The sequence below is a fragment of the Mesorhizobium sp. WSM2240 genome (assembly GCF_040438645.1).
GTDB lineage: Bacteria > Pseudomonadota > Alphaproteobacteria > Rhizobiales > Rhizobiaceae > Allomesorhizobium.
On record NZ_CP159253.1, the window covers coordinates 4,574,392 to 4,596,817 of the forward strand.

The 22,426-nt window shown below is 62.3% G+C and carries 23 protein-coding genes; 11 read left to right on the forward strand and 12 right to left on the reverse strand.

Annotated features, from left to right (window positions below; all coding sequences use genetic code 11):
• Positions 1 to 3 precede the first annotated feature (3 nt).
• Positions 4 to 222 carry a NepR family anti-sigma factor gene (locus ABVK50_RS22615; RefSeq protein WP_353645846.1) on the reverse strand — a complete coding sequence of 73 codons (219 nt, stop codon included), beginning with the start codon at positions 220 to 222 and terminating at the stop codon, positions 4 to 6.
• A 209-nt stretch (positions 223 to 431) separates the two neighbouring features.
• Between ABVK50_RS22615 and ABVK50_RS22620 the strand changes: the two genes are divergently transcribed.
• The 6 genes from ABVK50_RS22620 (at position 432) to ABVK50_RS22645 (ending at position 3,766) form a co-directional block, all read left to right on the forward strand.
• Positions 432 to 1,226: a response regulator gene (locus tag ABVK50_RS22620; RefSeq protein WP_353644449.1), complete on the forward strand. Its 795-nt coding sequence runs from the start codon at positions 432 to 434 to the stop codon at positions 1,224 to 1,226.
• A 106-nt stretch (positions 1,227 to 1,332) separates the two neighbouring features.
• The gene (locus ABVK50_RS22625) at positions 1,333 to 1,497 is read left to right on the forward strand and encodes a DUF1328 domain-containing protein (protein WP_121583648.1); all 165 of its coding nucleotides are present in this window, start codon (positions 1,333 to 1,335) and stop codon (positions 1,495 to 1,497) included.
• A gap of 189 nt (positions 1,498 to 1,686) precedes the next feature.
• On the forward strand, positions 1,687 to 2,670 hold the full coding sequence (locus ABVK50_RS22630) for an HWE histidine kinase domain-containing protein (protein ID WP_353644448.1): 984 nt from the start codon (positions 1,687 to 1,689) through the stop codon (positions 2,668 to 2,670).
• Between the two features lie 121 nt (positions 2,671 to 2,791).
• On the forward strand, positions 2,792 to 2,965 hold the full coding sequence (locus ABVK50_RS22635; protein ID WP_353644447.1) for a hypothetical protein: 174 nt from the start codon (positions 2,792 to 2,794) through the stop codon (positions 2,963 to 2,965).
• Between the two features lie 150 nt (positions 2,966 to 3,115).
• Positions 3,116 to 3,442: a hypothetical protein gene (locus tag ABVK50_RS22640; protein ID WP_353644446.1), complete on the forward strand. Its 327-nt coding sequence runs from the start codon at positions 3,116 to 3,118 to the stop codon at positions 3,440 to 3,442.
• A 72-nt stretch (positions 3,443 to 3,514) separates the two neighbouring features.
• Entirely contained in the window at positions 3,515 to 3,766 is a 252-nt protein-coding gene (locus tag ABVK50_RS22645) for a hypothetical protein (protein ID WP_353644445.1), read from the forward strand.
• 59 nt (positions 3,767 to 3,825) lie between these two features.
• Here the strand turns inward: ABVK50_RS22645 and ABVK50_RS22650 are convergent, their stop codons facing one another.
• The 3 genes from ABVK50_RS22650 to xylF form a co-directional block, all read right to left on the reverse strand.
• Positions 3,826 to 4,614, reverse strand: a complete 789-nt coding sequence (locus ABVK50_RS22650; protein ID WP_353644444.1) for an ATP-binding cassette domain-containing protein — start codon at positions 4,612 to 4,614, stop codon at positions 3,826 to 3,828.
• A gap of 68 nt (positions 4,615 to 4,682) precedes the next feature.
• Positions 4,683 to 6,002 carry a sugar ABC transporter permease gene (locus ABVK50_RS22655; RefSeq protein ID WP_353644443.1) on the reverse strand — a complete coding sequence of 440 codons (1,320 nt, stop codon included), beginning with the start codon at positions 6,000 to 6,002 and terminating at the stop codon, positions 4,683 to 4,685.
• 109 nt (positions 6,003 to 6,111) lie between these two features.
• A complete protein-coding gene (xylF, locus tag ABVK50_RS22660) occupies positions 6,112 to 7,155 on the reverse strand; it encodes a D-xylose ABC transporter substrate-binding protein (protein ID WP_353644442.1) in 1,044 nt (347 codons plus the stop codon).
• Between the two features lie 30 nt (positions 7,156 to 7,185).
• Here xylF and ABVK50_RS22665 point away from each other — a divergent pair, with 30 nt between their 5' ends.
• Positions 7,186 to 7,356, forward strand: coding sequence for a hypothetical protein (locus tag ABVK50_RS22665; RefSeq protein WP_353644441.1), 171 nt, complete (start codon positions 7,186 to 7,188; stop codon positions 7,354 to 7,356).
• Entirely contained in the window at positions 7,334 to 8,575 is a 1,242-nt protein-coding gene (locus tag ABVK50_RS22670) for an ROK family protein (RefSeq protein ID WP_353644440.1), read from the forward strand. Before ABVK50_RS22665 ends, ABVK50_RS22670 begins: the two co-directional genes overlap by 23 nt.
• A 6-nt stretch (positions 8,576 to 8,581) precedes the next feature.
• Here ABVK50_RS22670 and phoB read toward each other — a convergent pair whose 3' ends face one another.
• From phoB to ABVK50_RS22705, 7 genes are all read right to left on the reverse strand, one after another.
• Positions 8,582 to 9,271 carry a phosphate regulon transcriptional regulator PhoB gene (phoB, locus tag ABVK50_RS22675; protein WP_353644439.1) on the reverse strand — a complete coding sequence of 230 codons (690 nt, stop codon included), beginning with the start codon at positions 9,269 to 9,271 and terminating at the stop codon, positions 8,582 to 8,584.
• 24 nt (positions 9,272 to 9,295) lie between these two features.
• Positions 9,296 to 10,003, reverse strand: a complete 708-nt coding sequence (gene phoU, locus ABVK50_RS22680) for a phosphate signaling complex protein PhoU (RefSeq protein WP_353644438.1) — start codon at positions 10,001 to 10,003, stop codon at positions 9,296 to 9,298.
• Positions 10,004 to 10,025: 22 nt separating this feature from the next.
• Positions 10,026 to 10,841 carry a phosphate ABC transporter ATP-binding protein PstB gene (gene pstB / locus ABVK50_RS22685; protein WP_353644437.1) on the reverse strand — a complete coding sequence of 272 codons (816 nt, stop codon included), beginning with the start codon at positions 10,839 to 10,841 and terminating at the stop codon, positions 10,026 to 10,028.
• A gap of 37 nt (positions 10,842 to 10,878) precedes the next feature.
• Complete coding sequence (pstA, locus tag ABVK50_RS22690; protein ID WP_353645845.1) at positions 10,879 to 12,165, reverse strand: phosphate ABC transporter permease PstA; 1,287 nt, start codon at positions 12,163 to 12,165, stop codon at positions 10,879 to 10,881.
• 23 nt (positions 12,166 to 12,188) lie between these two features.
• A complete protein-coding gene (gene pstC / locus ABVK50_RS22695) occupies positions 12,189 to 13,559 on the reverse strand; it encodes a phosphate ABC transporter permease subunit PstC (protein WP_353644436.1) in 1,371 nt (456 codons plus the stop codon).
• Between the two features lie 77 nt (positions 13,560 to 13,636).
• A complete protein-coding gene (locus ABVK50_RS22700) occupies positions 13,637 to 14,674 on the reverse strand; it encodes a substrate-binding domain-containing protein (RefSeq protein ID WP_353644435.1) in 1,038 nt (345 codons plus the stop codon).
• Between the two features lie 267 nt (positions 14,675 to 14,941).
• The gene (locus ABVK50_RS22705; protein WP_353644434.1) at positions 14,942 to 18,694 is read right to left on the reverse strand and encodes a response regulator; all 3,753 of its coding nucleotides are present in this window, start codon (positions 18,692 to 18,694) and stop codon (positions 14,942 to 14,944) included.
• Positions 18,695 to 18,932: 238 nt separating this feature from the next.
• Here ABVK50_RS22705 and ABVK50_RS22710 point away from each other — a divergent pair, with 238 nt between their 5' ends.
• Complete coding sequence (locus ABVK50_RS22710) at positions 18,933 to 19,169, forward strand: hypothetical protein (protein ID WP_353644433.1); 237 nt, start codon at positions 18,933 to 18,935, stop codon at positions 19,167 to 19,169.
• Between the two features lie 16 nt (positions 19,170 to 19,185).
• On the opposite strand, the gene ABVK50_RS22715 is transcribed toward ABVK50_RS22710, so the two are convergent.
• Complete coding sequence (locus ABVK50_RS22715) at positions 19,186 to 19,425, reverse strand: hypothetical protein (RefSeq protein WP_353644432.1); 240 nt, start codon at positions 19,423 to 19,425, stop codon at positions 19,186 to 19,188.
• A gap of 243 nt (positions 19,426 to 19,668) precedes the next feature.
• Between ABVK50_RS22715 and ABVK50_RS22720 the strand changes: the two genes are divergently transcribed.
• Together ABVK50_RS22720 and ABVK50_RS22725 are read left to right on the forward strand one after the other, a co-directional pair.
• Positions 19,669 to 20,730: a dipeptidase gene (locus ABVK50_RS22720; protein WP_353644431.1), complete on the forward strand. Its 1,062-nt coding sequence runs from the start codon at positions 19,669 to 19,671 to the stop codon at positions 20,728 to 20,730.
• Positions 20,731 to 20,774: 44 nt separating this feature from the next.
• A complete protein-coding gene (locus ABVK50_RS22725; protein WP_353645844.1) occupies positions 20,775 to 22,415 on the forward strand; it encodes an ABC transporter substrate-binding protein in 1,641 nt (546 codons plus the stop codon).
• Positions 22,416 to 22,426 lie beyond the last annotated feature (11 nt).

Genomic DNA, 22,426 nt, shown 5'->3' on the forward strand with positions numbered 1-22,426 from the left:
CGGTCAGGCCTTTTTCCTTGCGGGCTCAGCTCTTTCTTTCCTTGCGGGCTCAGCTTTTTCAAGCTGGCTGAGCAGTTCGGCGAAACGGTCGGGCACCTCGTCCGAAACGAGCTCGTCGTAATATTGCTTGAGTTTGCGGCCGATTTCGGAATTCGCGCCGAGCGGATCGTTTCCGTTCCGGCGGGGTTTCGCACCGACTGCACCGGTGGCTTGTTTTGTCATATGTGATATTTCGCCCTGTCTTGCCATGGACCCCGTTCCACCCATTTTTTGAACCGGAGGCGGACGGCGAGGCCATCTGGCTGCCCAAATTCCGGCTATAACGGGTCCAGCTTAAATAAGTTCCGCCACGTCGGAACTTTTTCGGGATTTCGGCGTTAATGGGGTTCGGTAACAATCCGCTAGCGGATGATGTGAGGGAACCGCGCATTATGAGTTTATCTGCAACTATTGCTCCCCATTTGCCTTTTCTACGTCGTTTTTCCAGGGCCGTTTCAGGTTCACAGCAAAGTGGTGATGCATTGGTAGCGGCGATGCTGGAGGCGTTGATCGCAGATGTAGGAATTTTTCCGGAAGCGTCCAACGAGCGCATCGCACTTTACAAGACCTTCGCCAAGCTCTTCACCTCGGTCGCGATCCGCGTGCCGCAGGAAACCCCGCACTCGGCGTGGGAACAGCGCGCCGCCGCCAATCTGACGGCGATCTCACCCCGTCCGCGCCAAGCCTTCCTGCTGGTGGCCGTCGAAGGCTTCACGGATGAGGAGGCAGCCGAGATCCTGGACGTGTCGGAAAGCGAGTTCAGCGCTCTTCTGTCGCAAGCCAGCAACGAGATCTCACGGCAGGTCGCCACCGACATCCTCATTATCGAGGACGAGCCGCTGATCGCCATGGATATCGAGGAGATGGTCGAGAGCCTGGGCCACAGGGTAGTGGGAATCGCCCGCACACATGCCGAAGCGACGGCCATGTTCAACAAGACCAGGCCCAAAATGGTGCTGGCCGACATTCAGCTGGCCGACGGCAGTTCGGGCATCGAGGCCGTCAACGAGATCCTGGCGTCCGCCGCGGTGCCGGTCATCTTCATCACCGCTTTCCCCGAGCGGCTGCTGACCGGAGAACGCCCGGAACCGGCTTTCCTTGTAACCAAGCCTTTCAACCCCGACATGGTGAAGGCCCTGATCAGCCAGGCGCTGTTTTTCGACCGGCAGGCCAAGGCGGCCGCTTGACCTCACTGCACGAGATGGAGCAAGGCCGCCATTGGCGGCCTTTCTTTTTCAGGAACCAACAACCGCCGCAGGCGTTTTTTTACGAACAATCCGAAGGAGATGACCCATGCTTTATTGGGCGCTTGTTTTTCTCGTCGTCGCCATCATTGCCGGGGCGCTGGGCTTTGGCGGCATAGCCGGAACATCCGCCGGCATTGCGCAGATCCTGTTCTTCGTCTTCCTGGCGTTTCTGGTGATCTCCTTGCTGGCTGGGCTGTTCAGGCGCGCCTAGCCAAAGCCGTATGCTGGATGCCGTCCCCCTCAAACGGTTTCCAGATACCCGCCGGGCAACGTCTCCGAAAGGGACGCGGCCCGGCGGAACCTCTTGAAAATGGAACCCGTTCCGGCCTGAGCCGTTCATCCGCGACGGGGTGAGTGGCGCATGAGTTTATCGCGAAAGAAAGCTACCGAGGAAACCGCGATGAACTGGCCGTTGGCTGAGAGCAATCCGGAAATCGGACGAAGCCTTCTCCACGCTTTGCGCAATACCGGGATTTCTGTACTCTACCAGGATCGCGGGCTTCGCGTCCTGTGGGCGCAGAACGTGCCTCCCGCATGGTCGCGGAGCGATATTTCCGGCCGCACCGACCACGATTTTCTCCCTTCGTCCCAGGCGGAACGGCTGGCTGCGGCAAAGCGGAGGGTCATTGCAACGGCGCAACCCGAGAACCTGGAAATCAGCTTCCCGGATCGGGATGGCACGCGCTGGTTTGCAGTCTGGCTCGACGCCGACAAATCTCCGGACGGCGCGGTGCAGGCCGTCGTCACCACGGGGGTCGACATCACCGAGCAGAAGCGGCGCGAGCAGACGCTGAAGAGCCTGTTGCGAGAGGTCGCGCACCGCTCCAAGAACCTGCTGGCCATCATCCAGAGCATCGCCTCGCAGACGGGGCGTTATTCCGATACGATCGAGGTTTTCCTGGCCCGCTTCAGAGGGCGCCTGCAATCGCTGGCTTCCTCCCAGGATCTGGTAACCTCGTCCAACTGGCGTGGCGCCGATCTTCGCGACCTTGTGCTTGGGCAGGTCGGCCGCTATAGCCCCAAGCCGAGCGAGACGGTTCGCTTCGAAGGTGAAAATCCTTATCTCAACCCCAATGCGGCATTGCACATCGGATTGGCGATGCATGAGCTTGCGGTGAATTCCGTGAGCTACGGCGCGCTTGCCCGTCCCGACGGATTCGTGACCGTCGCTGCGCATCTGACAGCCCCGCCCGAAAACAGGGATCTCGATTTGTCCTGGTCGGAGAGGATCGATGAAATGGGCAATGGGAAAAAGCGGTTCGGCAGCGTCGCGCTGGAGCGGGTGGTGCCCGCGTCGCTGAACGGCACCGCAACGCTGGACATATCCGACAGTCAGCTGAACTACCATCTGCTGGTGCCGCAGGGCAGTTTCGAGATCGAATAAAACTGCCCGCAGACATGATTAACCCGGCGTTTACCATAAAATCTCGCGCTAGTGCAGTATCCGATGGAACCCGGCACGCATTTCGACGTTTCGGTGCATCGATATACGCTGGAGCGTCCGAATGGTTGCGGAGATTCACAGGCTGGAAAACGCCGCCCGGATAGCCATGGGCGACATCCAGGACCCGGACCAGACGACACCTGAGACACACCCGCTTTCCCCCACTTCAACCTCGGTGATCGTCGCCGTACTGGCCGTTATCGGGGTAGGCTTCTTTGCATTCGCGCTGATCTGACCCTATCCGCCACGCCGTATTTGCCTGCCGCCGTGGGTTGAGCTGTGGGCGAAGCCTTGCCATCGAGCAAACCCTCGCCGCTGAAAGGCAATCGATATTTTGGAACCATGACGTCCGGCATTTCGTTTCTGGCGCGAGAGGTATCCCCCCATGGAACACATTGCCGCCCTTCTGCTGGTTATCGGATGCTCGCAAGACCTGCAGCAATGCCAGGAACTTCCCGCGCCGGTTCCGCTCTATGAAACGGTCGAGGAATGCGAGACTGAAGTTGCTCCCACCTTGAGCGTCCTCACCGGCCAACGCCCGAAGATCTTCGCCAAGTGCGTGACCGTCGACCCGGCGCTCGCGGAGGAAGACGTCGTGCTGGAATGGGACGTGCTTCCAGACGGTACGCTGTACGCCTCCCTTGACGCGCCCAACCTTATGGTTGCATCTACTAGGGACCGCCGCGAAAAAGACGCTCTTACCCAAGAATGATTTCGGACGGTAAACCGGTTTTTGATCGTGCAAGTCACCGATTGCGTGACGAAAAGTGAGGAGTGACCATAGATGAAGAATGTCATTTTTGCTGTCGCCGCGATGATTGCGGTGACCGGTTGCACCACTGCGGAGCAGGACGCGACGGTGGGCGGTCTCGGCGGCGCGGCGATCGGCGCGCTGGCGACAGGCGATGCAGGCGGCGCGATTGTCGGCGGCGTGGTGGGCGCTGCTTCGGGCGTGCTGATCGGCAAGGCAACCCGCACGGGCTGGTGCCGCTACCGCGACCGCTACGGGCGCATCTACGAGGCCCGCTGCCGCTGATTTTTGGTTTTTCGAATATCGAGCCGCTGGCCATCCGATGGTCGGCGGCTTTTTTCTTTTCAGGCGGCGATCGCCATCGCGCCCGGGCCGGGGATCGCTCCCGGCGGGCACTTGCCGAGGATGATCATGCCCAGCACTTCGTCCTTGGTCACATCCCCGGTGCGGGCCGTGCCGACCACCTGACCGTTCTTCATCACGCAGACGCGGTCGGCGAGGTCGAACACGTCGTGAATGTCGTGGCTGATCAGGAAGATGCCGATGCCATCGGCCTTTAGCTGCTTCACCAGTTCGCCGACCTGGGCGGTCTCCTGCGGTCCGAGCGCGGCGGTCGGCTCATCCATAATCAAGATGCGGGCGTTGAACAGGATCGCACGGGCGATCGCCACCGACTGGCGCTGGCCGCCCGACAGTTTGCTGACCGGATCCTTGAAACGCTGGAAGCGCGGATTGAGCCTGCCCATCACCTTGCGCGCCTCGGATTCCATCGCCGCATCGTCGAGCGTTCCCCATGGCGTGCGCAACTCGCGGCCGAGGAACAGGTTGGCGGCGGCGTCGACATTGTCGGCCAGCGCCAGCGTCTGGTAAATCGTCTCGATGCCGTACTTCTTGGCGTCGCGCGGGTTGGTGATCGTGGCCTCCTCGCCATTGACATAGATTACGCCTGCGTCGCGCTTGTAGGCGCCGGACAGGATCTTGATCAGCGTCGACTTGCCGGCGCCATTGTGGCCGAGAAGCGCCATCACCTCACCCGGGTAGAGATCGACCGAGGCGTCGTCGACGGCGCGGATGCCGCCGAAGGCGATCGACATGTTCTTCATCTCGACGAGCGGCTTGCCTGCGGGTTCCATAACCGATCCCTCCTTTAAGCTTGATCCCGAAAAGTTGCAGACTTTTCAGACAAGATCATGCGCTGAACTCAAATGATGCGCTTGCGGTAGAGCGTGTCGAGCCAGACGGCCACGACCAGCACAACGCCGACGACGATGTTCTGCAGCGGCGTGTCGACGCCGAGCAGCACCATGCCCGATTGCAGCGACTGCATCAAAAGCGCGCCGAGCATGGCGCCGGCGATCGTGCCGACGCCGCCGGCCAGCGAGGTGCCGCCGATGACGGCCGCGGCGATCACCAGAAGCTCGTCGAGCGTGCCCAGCGAATTGGTCGCGGCGTTGAGGCGCGCGGTCGAGATGCTGGCGCCGATGGCGGCGAGCAGGCCCATCAGCATGAATATTTTCATGACCACCCAGCGCGTGTTGATGCCAGCCAGTTCGGCTGCTTCCGGATTGCCGCCGATGGCGAATACGTAGCGGCCGAAGCGCGTGCGGGTCGCGATGAAGCTCATAACGATCCCGACGGTGACGGCGATCAGCACAGGTATTGCGATGCCGTGGGCGATGAACAGGCCGCCTTCGGGAAGCTCGAGGTTGTTCGCCTCGGCATAGCGCCTGACGATGCCGATCGGCCAGGGATAGGAGTTGGCGATCCAGACCGCGCCGAGTATCGCCGCGCAGGCGATTGTGCCGATGAAGCCTTCGGCCCAGACCGGACGCAGCGGAAAGCGGAAGCGCTTGCGCCGCGAACGGGCGACGAGGAGCAGGAGCACGAAAGCGATGCAGGCAACAATGCCGACCGCCCAACTCGCGGTAGCGCCGATCGATCCCTGCGGCCCGCCGCCGATCAGCCTGAACGTCGCGTCCATCGGCGCTACCGTGCGGCCGCTGGTGACCCACCAGGCCGCGCCGCGCCACACGAGAAGCCCGCCCAGCGTGACGATGAAGGCGGGAATGCCAAGATAGGCGATCAGGAAGCCCTGGAACCCGCCAATGGCGAGGCCGACCAGCAGGCCCGAGATGAGCGCCAGGATCCAGATGGACGGGCTGCCAAGCGGAATTCCCATGACCTGCGGCAGGAGTTCGGCCTGGACCACGCCCATGATCATGCCGATCAGCCCCAGCGCCGAGCCGATCGACAGGTCGATGTTGCGGGTGACGATCACCAGCACCATGCCGGTGGCCATGACCGCGATGGACGAGGACTGGACCGACAGGTTCCACAGATTGCGCGGCGTCAGGAACAGACCGCCCGAGAGGAAATGGAAGCCGACCCAGATGATCAGCAACGCGCCGATCATGCCGAGCATGCGCGTGTCGAGTTCGGTCGCCCTGAGGAAGCGGGCAACAGGCCCAATCTCGGACGCGCGGGCGCGGTCCGCCTGCGCAGTCGAGGTCACCTCGGTCATGACATTCCTCCCGCCGGCATGCCGTCTCGCGCGGATCACCGGACAATTTTCAGCTTAACGAAACGCCGCGGTTTTCGTCAAACCGCGGCGTCGACTTGTTTCTCGAAGCTCAGTCGCAGGCCGGCACTGTACCGGCGCCGACACCCTGGCAGACCACTTCCTTGGTGACCCACCCCGCGTCGATGACGACGTTCAGGTTGTCCTTGGTGATGGCGACGGGCGCCAGGAACACCGAGTTCATCTCGACGCCGGCGGGGCCGCCGCTGAACTTGACGACATTCGGGATCGCATCCATGGCCGTGCCATCGGCGAGCTGCGAAGCGATTTCAGCCGCGGCCTTGCCGAGTTCGCGCGAGTCCTTCCAGACCGAGACGGTCTGCGTGCCGAGCGCGATGCGGTTCAGCGCGGCATGGTCGCCGTCCTGCCCCGAAACCGGAACCGTGCCTGCCAGGCCCTGCGCCGAAAGCGCGGCGATTGCGCCGCCGGCCGTGCCGTCATTGGAGGCGACGACCGCGTCGACCTCGTTGTTGTTGGCGGTCAGGAACTGCTCCATATTCTTCTGCGCGTTGGCGGGCAGCCAGCCATCGGTATAGGCCTCGCCAACATTCTTGATCTTGCCGGCATCGATTGCTTCCTTGAGCACTTCCATCTGGCCGTCGAACAGGAAATCGGCGTTCGGGTCGGAGGCCGAACCCTTGATGAAGACGTAGTTGCCTTCCGGCTGCACCTTGAACACTTCCCTGGCCTGCAGGCGGCCGACTTCCTTGTTGTCGAAGGTCAGATAGAAAGCGTCCTTGTTTTCGATCAGGCGGTCGTAGCCGACCACCGGAATGCCCTCGGCGACAGCCTTCTCGACGGCAGGGGCAATCGCGCTCGAATCCTGCGCCAGGATGATCAGCGCGTTGGCGCCCTGGCTGATCAGGCTTTCCACGTCGGTTAGCTGCTTGCTCGGATTGGATTGCGCATCGGCCGAAATGTACTTGTCGCCGGCCGCCTCGAGGGCAGCCTTGATCGCAGCCTCGTCCGTCTTCCAGCGCTCTTCCTGGAAATTGGACCAGGATACGCCGATGATCTTGTCCTTCGCCTCGGCCACTGCCGCCAGCGATACGGTCATCGCCACACCCGCCAGAATGGCGGTTGCAAATCTTTTCATGATTTCCTCCCTGCGCGCCCGGAGGCGCAAATGAACTTCGTCCGAAGCCCTTTTTTTCGAGCCTCGAAAAAAAGAATGACGCATGCGGCGACTTCTGTCAATATTCTTGCGGCGCTGTTGACGGCCCCCATGCTGAAAGGGAAGGTCCATCGGGTTGCCGCGGGAGGAATGCTGAAAGATGTCGGTTGGAATTCGCCATGACGATTTGCGCAAGCGCAACCGCGCAATGGTCATCACGGCCGTGCGCCGTGCCTTCCAGCCATCGCGCACCGAGATAGCCCGCGCCACCGGCCTCAGCCACTCCACAATCTCGGCGATCTCATCCGACCTGATCGAGGAAGGGATTCTGGCCGAGACCAAAAGCGGCGAGACGGTTTCGCTGAAGCGCGGACGGCCGCAGGTCGCGCTCGCGCTGAAGCCGGAAGCGGCGGCCGTCGTTACAATCGTCGTGGCGCTGAACTTTCTCTCTGTGGCGGTCGTCGATTATGCCGGGGAGACGGTCACCAGCGAGCAGCGCAAGCTGTCGACACTGACCCTGCCCGAGGAAGAGCTGATAGGCGAATGCCTGGCCATGGTGCAGCGGCGGCTGAATGAGGCGGCCGGTAGGCGCATCATGCGTACGGTCCTCGCCGTGCAAGGCACGACCGACGCCGGACGGCGCACAATGCTGTGGTCGCCGATCACGCCGCATGCCGGCATCGCTTTCGCAGACCGTCTCGAAGGCGCGTTCGATATTCCAGTGACCGTAGAGAACGACTGCAATATGATCGCCGAGGCGCTGAAATGGCGCGATCCCGAGCGCTACCGCGACAATTTCATCGCCATACTGCTTTCGCACGGCATTGGCATGGGGCTGGTGCTGAAGGGCGAGCTGTTCACCGGCACGCAATCCTCCGGCGGCGAGTTCGGCCACATGATCCACCGTCCCGACGGCGCGCTTTGCCGGTGCGGGCGTCGCGGCTGCGTCGAGGCCTATGCCGGCAATTACGCGATCTGGCGCGCCGCCCGCCAGTCGAGCGAAGACGAGGAGCCGGTGGCCGACATCAGCGATGCCGATATGAAGGCGCTGGCAGCCGCCGCCCGCGCGAAGGAGGGGTCGGAGCGCGAGGCGTTCCGCAAGGCTGGCGAGGCGATCGGCTTTGGCCTCGGCAGCCTGTTCGCGCTCATCGACCCAGCGCCGGTGGCGGTCGTCGGCATCGGCGCCGCCGCCTTCGACCTGATCGAGCCGCATCTGCGCGAGGCGATCGCCAGGACAGCCGGTGGCCAGCACTCGGGCGCGATCTCCTTCGCGGTGGAACCGGACGAGGTGCCGCTGATCCGCGAAGGCTGCGCCATGCGCGCGCTGACCTTCATCGACCAGGAAATCTTCGCTACCGGTGCGCCGGCCGAGACGTCTGCGAAGGCGCGCGAACTGGCCTAAAGCGCGCTATTCCTCGCGAATGGCGTAGCCGGCGCCGCGAATGGTGCGGATGACATCCGGCATGCGGCCGGTGTTGACCGCCTTGCGCAGCCGCCCGACATGCACGTCGACGGTGCGTTCGTCGATATAGATCGTCTCGCCCCAGACATTGTCGAGCAATTGCCCGCGCGAGAAAACACGGCCCGGATGCCGCATCATGAATTCCAGCAGCCGGAATTCGGTCGGCCCGAGCTTGACCTCGCTCTTCTTGCGGTAGACCCGGTGCGCCTCGCGGTCGAGCACGATATCGCCGACCTTGAGCACGCTGGACAGCACTTCCGGCTTTGCCCGCCGCAGCAGCGCCTTGACGCGCGCCATGAATTCGGGCGTCGAGAACGGCTTGACCAGATAATCGTCGGCGCCGGTGGCGAGGCCCCTGACGCGGTCGCTTTCCTCGCCGCGCGCGGTCAGCATGATTATCGGCAGGCGCTCGGTTTCCGGCCGCATCCTTAGCCGGCGACACAATTCGATGCCCGAAAGCGCCGGCAGCATCCAATCCAGCACCAGCAGGTCGGGCACGTTCTCCTGCAGCCTTATCTCGGCCTCGTCGCCGCGCGCCACGATCTCGACCTGGTAACCTTCGGATTCCAGATTGTAGCGCAGGAGCACGCCCAGCGGCTCCTCGTCTTCCACAACCATGATTTTCGGAGCGATCATCGATGAAATCCCAATGACAATTGCCTATTCGGCCGACACCGTCTGCGTGGTCTCGTCGAACTTCGGCCGGTTGGAAGGCAATTGCGAGCCGGTCATGACGAAATAAGCGTTCTCCGCGATGTTGGTGACGTGGTCGCCGATCCGCTCGAGGTTCTTGGCGCAGAACAGAAGATGCGTGCAGGCGGTAATGTTGCGCGGGTCTTCCATCATATAGGTCAGCAGTTCGCGGAATACCGCCGTGTATTTCACGTCGATCTTCTCGTCGTCTGCGCGTAGCGCCTGCAAAGCCTGCGGTTCGCGAGCGACGTATTTGTCGACCACCGCCTGGACCTGCACGAGCACCAACTGAGCCATGGCGTCGATGCTGTGCGACAAGTCGCGCGGCGTCGCACTCTGGCCGACCGCGCTGACGCGCTTGGCGATGTTCTTGGCGAGATCGCCGATGCGCTCGAGGTCTCCCGCCATACGAATGGCGCCGAGCACCGCGCGCAGATCCTGCGCCATCGGCTGGCGCTTTGCGATCAGCGTGATGGCGCGGTCGTCGAGTTCGCGCTGTCTGGCATCCATGATCGCGTCGTCGGATATGACCCGCTGCGCCAGCGCGTTGTCGGACGCCAGAAGCGCCCGGATAGATGCGCCGACCATCGCGCCGGCAAGATCGCCCATGTCACGGATCAGACGGTCGACATGCCCAAGTTCCTCGTCGAAAGAGGCAACGGTGTGCTCACCCATTCTATGGTCCTCGCCTTGGCACTCAGCCGAACCGGCCGGTGATATAGTCTTGCGTCCGTTTGTCGTCGGGATTCGTGAACATCTTTTCGGTCGCGTCCTCTTCGACGAGATAGCCGAGGTGAAACATCGCGGTGCGCTGCGAGACGCGGGCCGCCTGCTGCATCGAATGGGTGACGATGACGATCGTGTAATTCTCGCGCAATTCGTCGATCAATTCCTCGACCCTGGCCGTGGCGATCGGATCGAGCGCCGAGCACGGCTCGTCCATGAGGATCACCTCGGGCGAAACGGCGATGGCGCGCGCGATGCACAGGCGCTGCTGCTGGCCGCCGGAAAGGCCGGTGCCGGATTCGGAGAGGCGGTCCTTCACTTCGTTGAACAGGCCGGCTTTCTTCAGGCTCGATTCAACGATCCCGTCCAGTTCCGACTTGTTCTTCGCCAGGCCGTGGATGCGCGGTCCGTAGGCGATGTTCTCATAGATCGACTTCGGAAACGGATTGGGCTTCTGGAACACCATGCCGACGCGGGCGCGCAGTTCGACCACGTCGATCTTCGGATCATAGACATCCTCACCGTCGAGCGTGATCTTGCCCGACACCCGTGCGATATCGATGGTGTCGTTCATCCGGTTGAGACAGCGCAGGAAGGTCGACTTGCCGCAGCCGGACGGGCCGATCAGCGCCGTCACCTGGTTCTGGGGAATGTCGAGGCTTACGCCGAAAAGCGCTTGCTTCTCGCCATAATGCACATCGACACCGTCGCCTCTCATTTTCACCGCTGGCGGGGTCGAGCCGGCACGGACCTTCTGCTCGATGGCTGTTTCGGTCATGATGTTCATTCCTTTAGCTCCATTGCCATCGAATTTCTTACCTCTTTTACCAGCGGCGCTGAAAGCGCTGCCTAAGGAATATGGCCATTGCGTTCATCACGAAAAGAAAGCCGAGGAGGACCAGAATTGCCGCGGAAGTGCGCGCTACGAAACCGCGCTCCGGGCTGTCCGCCCAGATGTAGATCTGCGTCGGTAGTGCGGTCGACGCCTCCAGCACGCCGGCCGGCGGGCTGGTGATGAAGGCGTTCATCCCGATCAGCAGCAGCGGCGCGGTTTCGCCGAGCGCCTGCGCCAGGCCAATGATCGTGCCGGTCATGATCGACGGCATCGACAGCGGCAGGATGTGATGGAAGATCATCTCGTGCTTCGACGCGCCGATGCCGAGCGCCGCCTCGCGGATCGACGACGGAACCGAAGTGAGCGCCGCACGCGTCACGATGATGATGGTGGGAAGCGTCATCAGGGCAAGCACCATGCCGCCGACCAGCGGGGCGGAACGCGGCAGCCCGAACCAGCCGAGGAAGACCGCGAGGCCGAGCAGGCCGAACACGACGGAGGGGACCGCCGCAAGGTTGTTGATGTTGATCTCGATGAGGTCGGTGAAGCGGTTTTTCGGGGCAAACTCTTCCAGATAGATCGCCGCCGCTATACCGACCGGGAAGCTGATCACGAAGCACACGAGCAGCAACCAAAACGAGCCTGAGATCGCGCCCGCCAGACCCGCCAGCTCCGGAAAGCGGCTGTCGGCGTTGAGGAAAAGCGCCCAGTTGAAAGGCTGGGTGACCGCGCCCTTCGCCTCGAGCTGGTTGAACAACTCGATCTGTTTGTCGTTCACCCGGCGCTGGTTTTCCGGCAGGTCGGTGTTCACCAGCCCCTTCGCGAGCTGGTCGATCGGATCCGACATCGGCACCATGAAGGTCGCCCGGCCATCGAGGAGCGCCGGATTGGCGATGACCTGATCGCGAATCAGGAAGGGCGCCGACGACGTGAACATCGAGAAATAGTCGCGTTCCTCGGAGCGCGACAGCTCGCCGACATCCGCTAGCACCGCCCGGCGGAAGACACTGCGCCAGTTCGCGTCCATCAGGTTCGAACGGTCGAGATCGGCCGCGCTGAGGTCGATGTCGACGGTCACCATCGACTGTGTGAACGCCCGGTAGCCGGTGAAACTCAGTGTTCCGATCAGGATGGCAAGGAAGCCAAGCGCGAAGGCGATCGCCACCATTCCGTAAATCTGCAGGCGGCGATCAGCCGCGTAGCGTGCGGCGCGTCGGCGATTCATTTCGGCGGACTTCCACGCGACGGGCGGGCGCATGGCGCCGCCAGCCGGCATCGCGGCGCTTTCAACTGGCAACATCAGTACTTCTCCCGATATTTGCGGACGGTCTGCAGCGCGATCAAATTGAGGCCAAGCGTGATGATGAACAGCACCAGGCCCAGCGCGAAAGCCGCAAGCGTCTTAGGATTGTCGAATTCGCTATCGCCGATGAGCAGGGTAACGATCTGCACAGTGACGGTCGTGACCGAATCGAAGGGGTTGAGCGTCATCTTGGCGATCAGGCCAGCGGCCATCACGACGATCATCGTTTCGCCGACCGCGCGGCTGAGCGCGAGCAGCACACCGCCGACGATGCCCGGCAGCGCGGCGGGCAGCAGCACCTTGCGGATCGTTTCGCCCTTGGTAGCTCCCAGCGCGAAGGATCCTTCGCGCATCGCACGCGGGACGGCTGCGAAGGCGTCATCTGAGAGTGATGAGATGAAAGGGATCAGCATGATGCCCATGACGCCGCCCGCAGCGAGAGCACTGTTCGGCGCCGAGTCGATTCCGATCGACAGGCCGAGGCTGCGCACCAGCGGTGCGACGGTGAGCACTGCGAAAAAGCCGTAAACGATGGTCGGGATGCCGGCGAGGATTTCGAGCATCGGCTTCACCACGGCCCGAAACCGTTCGTTTGCATACTCAGTGAGATAGATGGCCGACAGAATTCCGGTCGGGATCGCGACCGCCATCGCCAGGGCCGAAATCACGAAGGTGCCGAAGAGCACGGGAATCATGCCGAAGGCGCCCTGCCCGGCCACCTGGTCGGCGCGCAAAGCGATCTGCGGCTCCCAGCGCAGGCCGAACAGGAACTCCGTGATCGGCACACGGGCGAAGAACTGCAGCGCCTCATAGACGAGCGAGAAGACGATGCCCGCGGTCGTCAGGATGGCGACCAGCGACGAGAACATCATGAACCAGGTAACGGACCGCTCGACGCTGTGGCGTGCGCGGTACCGTGTCTGAATGGCGCGCAAGCCGAAGAACGCTCCGATGGCGATCAGCGCGGCCGTCACCGCGACCATGGCCCAACTGGAGAGCGCCTGCAAAGATTTCAGATGAGCGACGGCGGCCGTGATCTCCGACGTTGGCTCGCGGAATATGTTCCCAGCCGCGACCTGGCGTATCTCGCTGATCAGGAGGTTCTTTTCCGGGCCGGACATCGCGTCGGCGCCCGGATAGCTTCCCAGCACCAGCATGTTAATCACGCTGTTCTGGAAGAGCAGCCACAGCAGCAGGAAGACAAAGGCGGGTACGCCGGTCCAGATCGCCGCGTTGAGGCCGTGATAAATCGGGCGGGAGTGCGCCTTTTCCGCCGCGGCGAGCCGCTTGCTGCGTCCGCGTGCGGCGCCGAGGAAAGCGGCGACAAGGGCGGCAAGCGCCATGAAGCCCAAAAGATACCCAGCCATAGGACCCCCGACCTGAAATACGTGTTCTCAAAGAGAGAGCGCAGCCGCCCTGCTTGGGACGGCTGCGCCAGATCGGCTTAAGAGCCGAGTTTCTTCGCTTCGGTCACAGCCTTCTGGACCTCGGCGCGCTTCTCGTCGGAAAGCGGCGTGAGGCCGCGCTCCGGCAGGTAGCCGTCGGCGCCGAGAGCGCCGTCCGAGACGTACTCGGCGAGGAACTCGTTCATGTTCGGAATGACGTCGCGGTGAGCATTCTTCACGTAGAAGAAGATCGGGCGCGACACAGGGTACGAACCGTCCGCGATGGTGTCGAAGTCCGGCGCGACACCATTGACCTTCACCGCCTTCAGCTTGTCGGAGTTCTCGTAGAGGAACGAGTAACCGAAAATGCCGACGGCGTTCGGGTCGGATTCGAGACGCTGGACGATGAGGTTATCATTCTCGCCGGCTTCCACGAAGGGGCCGTCCTGGCGCATGCGCGAGCAGACCTCGTTCCACTTGTCCTCATCGGCCTTCTTGAGATCGGCCATACCCGGAAGATCCGCACAGCCGTCATGCATGACGAGTTCGACGAAGGCGTCGCGCGTGCCGGACGTAGGGGGCGGGCCAAAAGCGACGATGTCGATCGCCGGCAGCGAAGCATCGACGTCCGACCACTTCTTGTTCGGATTTGCGACGAAGCCGCCATTACCGTCCGGCAGCTCGGCGGCGAGCGCCTTGAATATCTGCTCCTCGGTCAGGTCCATCTCCGGGGCGCTTGAGGCATGGGCTATCGAGAGGCCGTCATAGCCGATCAGCGCTTCGGTGATGTCGGTGACACCGTTGTCGGCGCACAGCTTGACCTCTGACTCCTTGATGGCGCGCGAGGCGCCGGTGACATCGGCGAAATCGGGACCGATGCCGCCGCAGAACGCCTTGAAGCCGCCGCCAGTGCCGGTCGACTCGACCACGGGGGCCGGGTTGCCGGTCTTGTTCGCGTACTCTTCAGCCGCAGCCTGGCTGTAGGGAAACACGGTCGACGAACCGACGACTTTGACTTGGTCGCGAGCGGCGGCATAGCCGGCGGAGGCGGCGAGCGCCAACGCCGCAGCCGACGCTGTAAGGAGGAATTTCTTCATGTGGCCTACTCCTGTCGGAATTGTTCTTGACGCCCTCTTTCAGCGTCGCGTGAGGCCATAGCGCTCGTTTGTAACAGTTGGATGACACTTTCGTGTCGGTTGGATAACGTCTTCCGTGGAGTATCCGAGCCTGAAAGCTGACCGGGACAGGAGCCACCGCCCAGACGTTTCCGGAATCAAGCGCTTAGGTCAGCAACTGCTAAACCAGGCCGGCCATGCGCGGGTTCCGGAACTGCCGGAAATTTATTCGCGGATGAACGTTCCCGCTTAGCCGGCGTCGCGCCGCTCGGCCGCCTTGTCTCTCGCCCAGCGCTCGATCTTGTCGAGCAGCGCCTTGGGGCTGATCGGCTTGGGCAGGTAATCGTCCATACCGGCTTCGATGCAGCGCTCCCGGTCGCCTTTCAGCGCATGCGCGGTGACTCCGACGATGGGAACCCGGCTCTGCGTCGCTCCCTCCAGTTCGCGGATGGCGGCGGTCGCTTCGAGCCCGTTCATGTCCGGCATGGAAACGTCCATCAGGATCATACCGGGATTCAATTCCTGGAAGGCAGCGACGGCCAGCCGGCCATTGCCGACGATCTGGAAGGTGCAGTCGGTTTCGCCGAGTATCTGCGTGAAGACCAGCTGATTGACCTCGTTGTCCTCGGCCACGAGGATGTCCAGCCGCTGGCCGTTCGGCCTTGCGGGCCGGCTGCGCGGCCGCACGCTCTCGATCGGAGACGTCGGTTCGATCCTTATCTCCGGCGTAGCCGGAGCAGCCGGGTGGTGGCCCTGTGTTGAGCGCCGCTTCTGGATGCTGGCGACGAGCGCTTCGAGAAGCGTCGAGGAGCGCGCCGGCTTGATCAGCTGCGCATCGATGGAGAGATCGCGGTAGCTGGCATTGACCAGCGACTGGTCGACCGATGTCAGCATGACGATCGGTGTGTCCGCCAGATTTGGCGTCGTGCGGATGATGCGCGCCATCTCCGCCCCCGTCATTCCCGGCATCTGGTAATCGAGCACGACGCAATCGACAGGCACTCCGTAGGCCGCCGCCGCCTCCAGAACCTTCAAGCCCTCCGCACCGCTTTCGGCGGCGCAGGAATCGAATGTCCACGACGCCATCTGCTCGGTCAGGATCGCCCGGTTGACCCCATTGTCGTCCACGACAAGGATTCGCGCGCCGGTAACGTCCACAGGCGCGGCCTTGCGACCATTCGGCCGGCCGGCGCTCGGCAGAGCAAGCGTGAACCAGAAGGTCGAGCCCTTGCCCTCGGTGCTATCCACTCCGATTTCGCCGCCCATCAGATCGACCAGGCGCGAAGTGATGGCGAGGCCGAGGCCGGTGCCTTCGTGACGCCGCGTCGAGGAGGCATCGACCTGGCTGAATTTCTCGAAAACCTGTCTCAGCTTCTCCCGCGGAATGCCTATCCCGGTATCGGTGACAGAGATGCGCAGCTTCGCAATGCTATCGGCCATTTCGCCGGTCACATCGACGAGGACGTGACCGGAATCCGTGAACTTCACCGCATTGCCGACAAGGTTGGTGACAATCTGACGGATGCGGCCGACGTCGCCGATCACCAGATCGTGGAGGTTCGGCGCGACCCGAACAATGAGCTCGAGATCCTTTTCCTTGGCGCGGGTGGAAACCAGCGTCGCCACGTCCTCGATCGCCTCGGCGAGGTTGAACGGGGCCGGGTCGAGTATGAGCTGGCCGGCGTCGATCTTGGAGAAGTCGAGGATATCATTGATGATGGTCAAAAGCGCATTGCCCGATTTCACGATGATGTCGGTGAATGTCTTCTGCTTCGAATCGAGCTCGGACTTGGCGAGAAGTTCGGCCATCCCGAGCACGCCGTTCATCGGCGTACGGATTTCGTGGCTCATATTGGCCAGGAATTCGGACTTGGCGCGGTCGGCGAGCACGGCCCGGCGCTGCGCTTCCTGAAGCTCGCTTTCGCGCTGTTTGAGTTCGGTGATGTCGGTGCTGGAGCCGATGAGATGGACCGTACCGTCGATCGAGATCAGCCGGCTTTTTTTGGCGATCAGCTGCCGCACCGTCCCGTCGGGATGGGTGAGACTCTCCTCGAATTCGCTCAGCGCGCCGGTGCGCAGCACTTCGAGGTCGCGTTCCGCAAAACCTTCACCCTCCTCGCCGAAGAAATCGCGGTCGGTAAGGCCGATCGCGGCTTCCTGCGAGACCCCTGTCATATTGGCCCAGGCCTTGTTGACGAACTCGAACGCCAGGGCGTCATTCTTCACGTAGGTCGAGACCGGAAGTTCATCGAGGACATGACGGAACAGGTCGATCTGCCGCATGCTGTCGCGCAGGGCTTTTTCGCGCCGCTTCAGTTCGGTGATGTCGACCCGAACGCCGACGAATGTGCCGTCCGGGGTCCGCGTGTCGAACACCTGATGCCATCCGCCATCCGGGGCCTGCCGTTCGGAAACCGCATGATCGACGTGGTAGCGCTCCAGATAGCGCTCGATCCAGCGATCGCGATTAGTGTCATACAATTTGTCGAGCGAGGGGTCGCCGCTGTTGCGGAAATATCCGATCGAATGAGCGATTTCGAGCGCACTGCGCAACGACCGGCCAGGTTCCCATGCCGCCTTCAGGTCGGGCAGCGATTCCTGCAGCTTGCGATTGGCGAAGACAAACCTGTCGTCACGGTCGTATATGATCACGCCCGCCGGCATCGACTCCAGAACATCCGCCAAACGCTTTCGCGCTTCTTCCGCTTCGGTCTGGCGCGCCTTGATCTCGCTGACGTCGAACAGGAAGCAGCAGACGTAGTCGTTGCCGCTTTCCGTTCTGACACGGTTTTTGCGCACAATGCGTGATTTGCCGATGCCGGGGAATTCGGAGTTTTCCTCGATCTCATACAGTTCTCCGGTGGCGAGCACATGTCGCTCGGATTCCTCGAACGCGGCAACTTCCGCCTGGTCGAGAAAATCGCCGCCCTTTCGCCCGAGCATCGCCTGCGGCTCCTTGCCGAACAGCGAGGCGAAGGCTTTGTTGACGAACACGAAATTGAGATCGCTGTCCTTGACGAAGATCGGGTCCTTGATGGCGTCGATGACCGCTTCGGCCAGCCGCGAGCGTTCATGGGTTTCGGCGAGTTCGGCCTCGCGCTGCTTCATCTCGGTGACGTCGTAGTAGGAGACCAGCCGCTTGCCGCCCGACAACGCAGTCACGGAGTAGATCATCGTGCAGCCGTCGGCGCGCCGGAATTCGCGCGGCGCGACATCGCCCGCCTTGATCTCGGCCAGCCGCGAGGCGACGTAGCGCTCCCACTCCACCTCGTCGACATCGTAGATGCCGTTGTGTCGGTTGATGTCCATCAGCGCGCGGAACGGGCTGCCTACGGTCACATCGCCCGGGGCCAGCTTCCATATGTCGTAGAAGGCCTTGTTGATGATTTCGGCATTCAGCTGCGCATCGAGCAGCACGACGCCCATCTTCATGGAATCGATCGTTCGCTCGAGATCGAACAGCAGTTCTTCGTTTCGTTCGCCGGCATGATGTGGCTGCGCCAGATTGGCGCCGGAAGCCGGTTCACCACGGATCGCCTCGAATTCCTCAAAGGCGGCAAGGATCCGGGTGACGTTGCGCGCCACGCCGCGATAACCGAGAAACACGCCCGCCGAGTCGAATTTCGGAAAGCCTGTGATCGATATCCAGCGGCAGTCGGGCTGCCCGTCGGCCAGTTGATAGACAAAATCCCGAAACGGGCGGCGCGCCTGGAGATCTTCCAGATGGGCGATGGCGCTCTTGCTGCCCTTGGCGACCTGGTTCAGAAAATCGAAACGGAAGCGGCCAAGCACTTCATCGGCGGAGGCGCCGGTCACCCGTTCGTAATCGCTGGAGAGCCAGGAAAAGCGGAGTTCGCTGTCGGTCTCCCAGATCCAGTCCGAGCCGGCGTCGCCGATCTGGCGCATCTCCTCGGCCGAGAAGTGAAGCGGCGCACAGGACCCGGCGCCGCCGTAATGTGCTCCGCCTTGACGCGACAGTTCTGCGCCTTGAGTTTCGATCATGCTTCCCCGTCCCGCTCCGAGCATGATCCCGAAAAGTTGCAGCCTTTTCGGACAAAGATCATGCGGCTAACAATCAGTTAGAGCCCCCGACAACCCCGCCGCAGGTTGGCTCCGGAATATGAGCAACAAGCATTAATGATCCGCTAACCTTAACGCATCATCCACCGCTCAGGGTTGCACATTGCCACGCCGACCAGGAAACCTAGTTCATTGCGGGGGCATGCGAAGGAGTGCAGGCATGGCGAAAAAGCCGATCGAAACCGCGCCGAAAGACGGCAGCAATGTCGAGGTCTGCTGGACCGATCGCGACGGCCAGGAAAACCAGTCCATCGCGCGGTACCGTTCCCTCGAAAGGTTGAAGGCCGCCGGCGGCGACTGGGATGAAGCCGATGCCGGCTGGTGGACGTTTATCGACAGTGAAACGCAGAAGAAAATCGTGCCGCATGCCTGGATTTCAGGCGAGGACAAAGACTGACGCTACAACCTTCCGCTCAGACTTCCTGCTCCGCGGCAACGTGCCCGGGCTCCCCTTGCTTCTGCCCCTGAAGCAAGCCGCGGATCTCCTCCAGCACAGCATCGGCAGCCGCCAGATGCGCCCTGTCGCGCGGGCTCAACCGATCGGGCCGCTGCAGTTCCAAGCGCCTGGTCGCGTAGGCCGCCAGGTGAGCGGCGTGGACGCGGGAAAGCTTGCGGAACGCTTTCTCGCCGGTCCTAGTTTGGGGCGAAGACATTGCGATCCTCCTTGGCCAAGCGAACGTCCGGTTTCAGACAAAGTTGCGGCAGGGATTACAGCGTGGTTAATGGACAGTTACCGGCTCGTGCCCAGCGTCACTCGCTTCCCGCCAGCAAAAGCCCATGGCCAGCAGACTGGTCCGCAGGAACGCGGCTTGTTGGTCCAGCGGCATGTCGGGTGGTTTGCTACTTGATCTTGGCCGAGCCATTTGCATCATCGCGGGCCGGAGAACGGGGTTCCGATGCAAGTAATTTTCGACGGCCACAACGACGTTCTGCTCCGCCTCTGGAACCGCCGCAAGGAAGGCGCCGATCCTGTAGCGGATATGAGCGACGGCGTGGCGGCCGGTCATATCGACCTGCCGCGCGCCCGCGCCGGCGGCCTGATCGGCGGACTCTGCGCCATCTATATCCCGTCCGGCGGCCTCGTTCTCGACCAACCCAAGGCGGACGGACGCTACTCGACGCCGCTTTCGGGGCCCCTCGAACGCGCGCCGTCGCTGGACATAGCCATGGAAATGGCGGCGATCGCCTTTCAATTGGAGCGCGCCGGCTGCTGGAAGCTTTGCCGCTCGATCGCCGACATCGACGCGGCAATGGCCGGGGAAAGGTTCGCCGCCGTGCTCCACATGGAAGGCTGCGAGGCGATCGGCGAGGACCTCGCCGCGCTCGAAGTGTTTTATGCCGCCGGGCTGCGCTCGCTCGGCCCTGTCTGGAGCCGCAACAACATCTTCGCGCATGGCGTGCCCTTCGCCTTTCCCATGAGCCCCGACACCGGGCCAGGCCTGACGGATGCGGGGCGCGCGCTCGTCGAGGAATGCAACCGCATCGGCATCCTGATCGACCTGTCGCACATCACCGAGAAGGGCTTCTGGGACGTTGCGGAACTGAGCGATCAGCCGCTGGTGGCGAGCCATTCCAACGCCCACGCCCTGGTTCCCGTCGCGCGCAACCTGACCGACCGGCAACTCGACGCGATCCGCGAAAGCAAGGGCCTGGTCGGCCTGAACTTCGCCGTCACGATGCTGCGCGCCGACGGCCGCGAAAACGCCGACACGCCGATCAGCGAGATGGTCCGCCACATCGACTACCTCGTCGACCGGGTCGGCATCGACGGAGTGGCGATCGGATCAGATTTCGACGGCGCGCTGATACCAAAGGAAATCGGCGACGCCAGCGGACTTCAGAACCTCGTTGCCGGACTGAAAAGCGCCGGATATGGTGACGCCGATCTCGCGAAAATATGCCGCGAAAACTGGTTCAGGGTGCTGCGTTCCGCCTGGAAGGAGCATCCGGCCAACTGATCCAAAGACAAACTCGTCAACAAAAACAGGGAACAGCCAAAATGATGATGGGAAAGATCAACGGACGCTTTCGCGTTCTCCTCGCAGGTGCTGCGCTTTCGGCGCTGGTTTTCGCAGGCGCTCCTGCACATGCCGCAACACCGGCCGACACGCTGGTCCTCGCCTGGGCGATTGACGACATCATCACGATGGATCCCGGCGAGGCTTTCGAAATCAGCGCCGGCGAGATCACCGGCAACACTTATGACATGCTGGTGCGCCTCGACATCAACGACACCACCAAAGTGGTCGGCGGCGTGGCGGAAAGCTGGGAGGTTTCCGACGACGGCCTGACCTACACCTTCAAGCTCAAGCCGGACCTGAAATTCGCGTCCGGCAACCCGATCACCGCCGAGGATGTTGCCTGGTCTTTCGAGCGCGCCGTCAAGCTCAACAAGAGCCCAGCCTTCATCCTGCAGCAATTCGGTCTGACCGGCGACAACGTCACTGAAAAGGCCAAGGCAGTCGACGCATCGACCTTCGTCTTCACAGTCGATCAGGCCTATGCACCGAGCTTTGTGCTGAACTGCCTGACCGCCACCGTCGCCTCGGTCGTCGACAAAAAACTGGTTATGGAGCATATCGAGTCCGTGACGCCTTCGGACGATTACAAGTTCGACAACGATTTCGGAAACGGCTGGCTGAAGACCAATTATGCCGGCTCCGGCCCGTACAAGCTCCGTGAATGGCGCGCCAACGAAGTTGTCGTTCTGGAAGCAAACGAGAACTACTACGGCGAAAAGGCCAACCTGGCGCGGGTGATCTACCGGCACGTCAAGGAAAGCGCCACCCAACGCCTGCTGCTCGAAAAAGGCGACATAGACGTCGCCCGCAACCTTGAGCCCAACGATCTCGCCGGGTTGTCGGCAAACGCGGACATCACGACGACGGCCGCGCCAAAAGGAACGGTCTATTACATCAGCCTCAATCAGAAGAACGAGAACCTGGCCAAGCCGGAAGTGCGCCAGGCGTTCAAATATCTGGTCGACTACCAGGCGATCGGCGAGCAGCTGATCAAGGGCATCGGCGAGATCCACCAGAATTTCCTGCCCAAGGGCGTGCTCGGCGCGGTCGACGAAAACCCGTTCACCTTCGACGTTGCCAAGGGCAAGGAGCTGCTTGAGAAGGCGGGCCTGAAGGACGGTTTCTCGGTCACCATGGACGTGCGTAGCGCGCAGCCGGTGACCGGCATCGCCGAGTCCATCCAGCAGACCGTCGGCGAGGCCGGCATCAAGCTGGAGATCATCCCCGGCGACGGCAAGCAGACCCTGACCAAATACCGCGCCCGCAACCACGACATCTATATCGGCCAGTGGGGCGTCGATTATTGGGATCCGCATTCCAATGCCGAGACTTTCACCAGCAATCCCAACAATGCCGACGATTCGCCCAACAAGACGCTGGCCTGGCGCAATGCGTGGGATGTTCCGGAACTGACCGCCAAGACCAAGGAGGCCCTGCTCGAACGTGACAACGCCAAACGCGCCGAAATGTACAAGGAGCTGCAGCAGACGTTCCTGGACACCAGCCCGTTCGTGATTATCTTCCAGCAGACCGAAGTCGCCGGGCTGCGCTCCAACGTGCAGGGCTACAAGCTCGGGCCGACATTCGACACCAACTTCGTCGCACCGGTGAGCAAGAACTGATCCCGAAAGGA

Coding starts and splice junctions, on each gene's coding strand:
- ABVK50_RS22715 (WP_353644432.1), bottom strand. CDS start 19,425: ATGTCTTCGCCCCAAACTAGGACCGGCGAGAAAGCGTTCCGCAAGCTT.
- ABVK50_RS22620 (WP_353644449.1), top strand. CDS start 432: ATGAGTTTATCTGCAACTATTGCTCCCCATTTGCCTTTTCTACGTCGT.
- ABVK50_RS22625 (WP_121583648.1), top strand. CDS start 1,333: ATGCTTTATTGGGCGCTTGTTTTTCTCGTCGTCGCCATCATTGCCGGG.
- ABVK50_RS22720 (WP_353644431.1), top strand. CDS start 19,669: ATGCAAGTAATTTTCGACGGCCACAACGACGTTCTGCTCCGCCTCTGG.
- ABVK50_RS22650 (WP_353644444.1), bottom strand. CDS start 4,614: ATGGAACCCGCAGGCAAGCCGCTCGTCGAGATGAAGAACATGTCGATC.
- ABVK50_RS22655 (WP_353644443.1), bottom strand. CDS start 6,002: ATGACCGAGGTGACCTCGACTGCGCAGGCGGACCGCGCCCGCGCGTCC.
- ABVK50_RS22630 (WP_353644448.1), top strand. CDS start 1,687: ATGAACTGGCCGTTGGCTGAGAGCAATCCGGAAATCGGACGAAGCCTT.
- ABVK50_RS22710 (WP_353644433.1), top strand. CDS start 18,933: ATGGCGAAAAAGCCGATCGAAACCGCGCCGAAAGACGGCAGCAATGTC.
- ABVK50_RS22615 (WP_353645846.1), bottom strand. CDS start 222: ATGACAAAACAAGCCACCGGTGCAGTCGGTGCGAAACCCCGCCGGAAC.
- ABVK50_RS22725 (WP_353645844.1), top strand. CDS start 20,775: ATGATGGGAAAGATCAACGGACGCTTTCGCGTTCTCCTCGCAGGTGCT.
- ABVK50_RS22640 (WP_353644446.1), top strand. CDS start 3,116: ATGGAACACATTGCCGCCCTTCTGCTGGTTATCGGATGCTCGCAAGAC.
- ABVK50_RS22645 (WP_353644445.1), top strand. CDS start 3,515: ATGAAGAATGTCATTTTTGCTGTCGCCGCGATGATTGCGGTGACCGGT.
- ABVK50_RS22700 (WP_353644435.1), bottom strand. CDS start 14,674: ATGAAGAAATTCCTCCTTACAGCGTCGGCTGCGGCGTTGGCGCTCGCC.
- pstA (WP_353645845.1), bottom strand. CDS start 12,165: ATGCCGGCTGGCGGCGCCATGCGCCCGCCCGTCGCGTGGAAGTCCGCC.
- ABVK50_RS22635 (WP_353644447.1), top strand. CDS start 2,792: ATGGTTGCGGAGATTCACAGGCTGGAAAACGCCGCCCGGATAGCCATG.
- pstC (WP_353644436.1), bottom strand. CDS start 13,559: ATGGCTGGGTATCTTTTGGGCTTCATGGCGCTTGCCGCCCTTGTCGCC.
- pstB (WP_353644437.1), bottom strand. CDS start 10,841: ATGAACATCATGACCGAAACAGCCATCGAGCAGAAGGTCCGTGCCGGC.
- ABVK50_RS22670 (WP_353644440.1), top strand. CDS start 7,334: ATGTCGGTTGGAATTCGCCATGACGATTTGCGCAAGCGCAACCGCGCA.
- ABVK50_RS22665 (WP_353644441.1), top strand. CDS start 7,186: ATGAACTTCGTCCGAAGCCCTTTTTTTCGAGCCTCGAAAAAAAGAATG.
- ABVK50_RS22705 (WP_353644434.1), bottom strand. CDS start 18,694: ATGATCGAAACTCAAGGCGCAGAACTGTCGCGTCAAGGCGGAGCACAT.
- phoB (WP_353644439.1), bottom strand. CDS start 9,271: ATGATCGCTCCGAAAATCATGGTTGTGGAAGACGAGGAGCCGCTGGGC.
- phoU (WP_353644438.1), bottom strand. CDS start 10,003: ATGGGTGAGCACACCGTTGCCTCTTTCGACGAGGAACTTGGGCATGTC.
- xylF (WP_353644442.1), bottom strand. CDS start 7,155: ATGAAAAGATTTGCAACCGCCATTCTGGCGGGTGTGGCGATGACCGTA.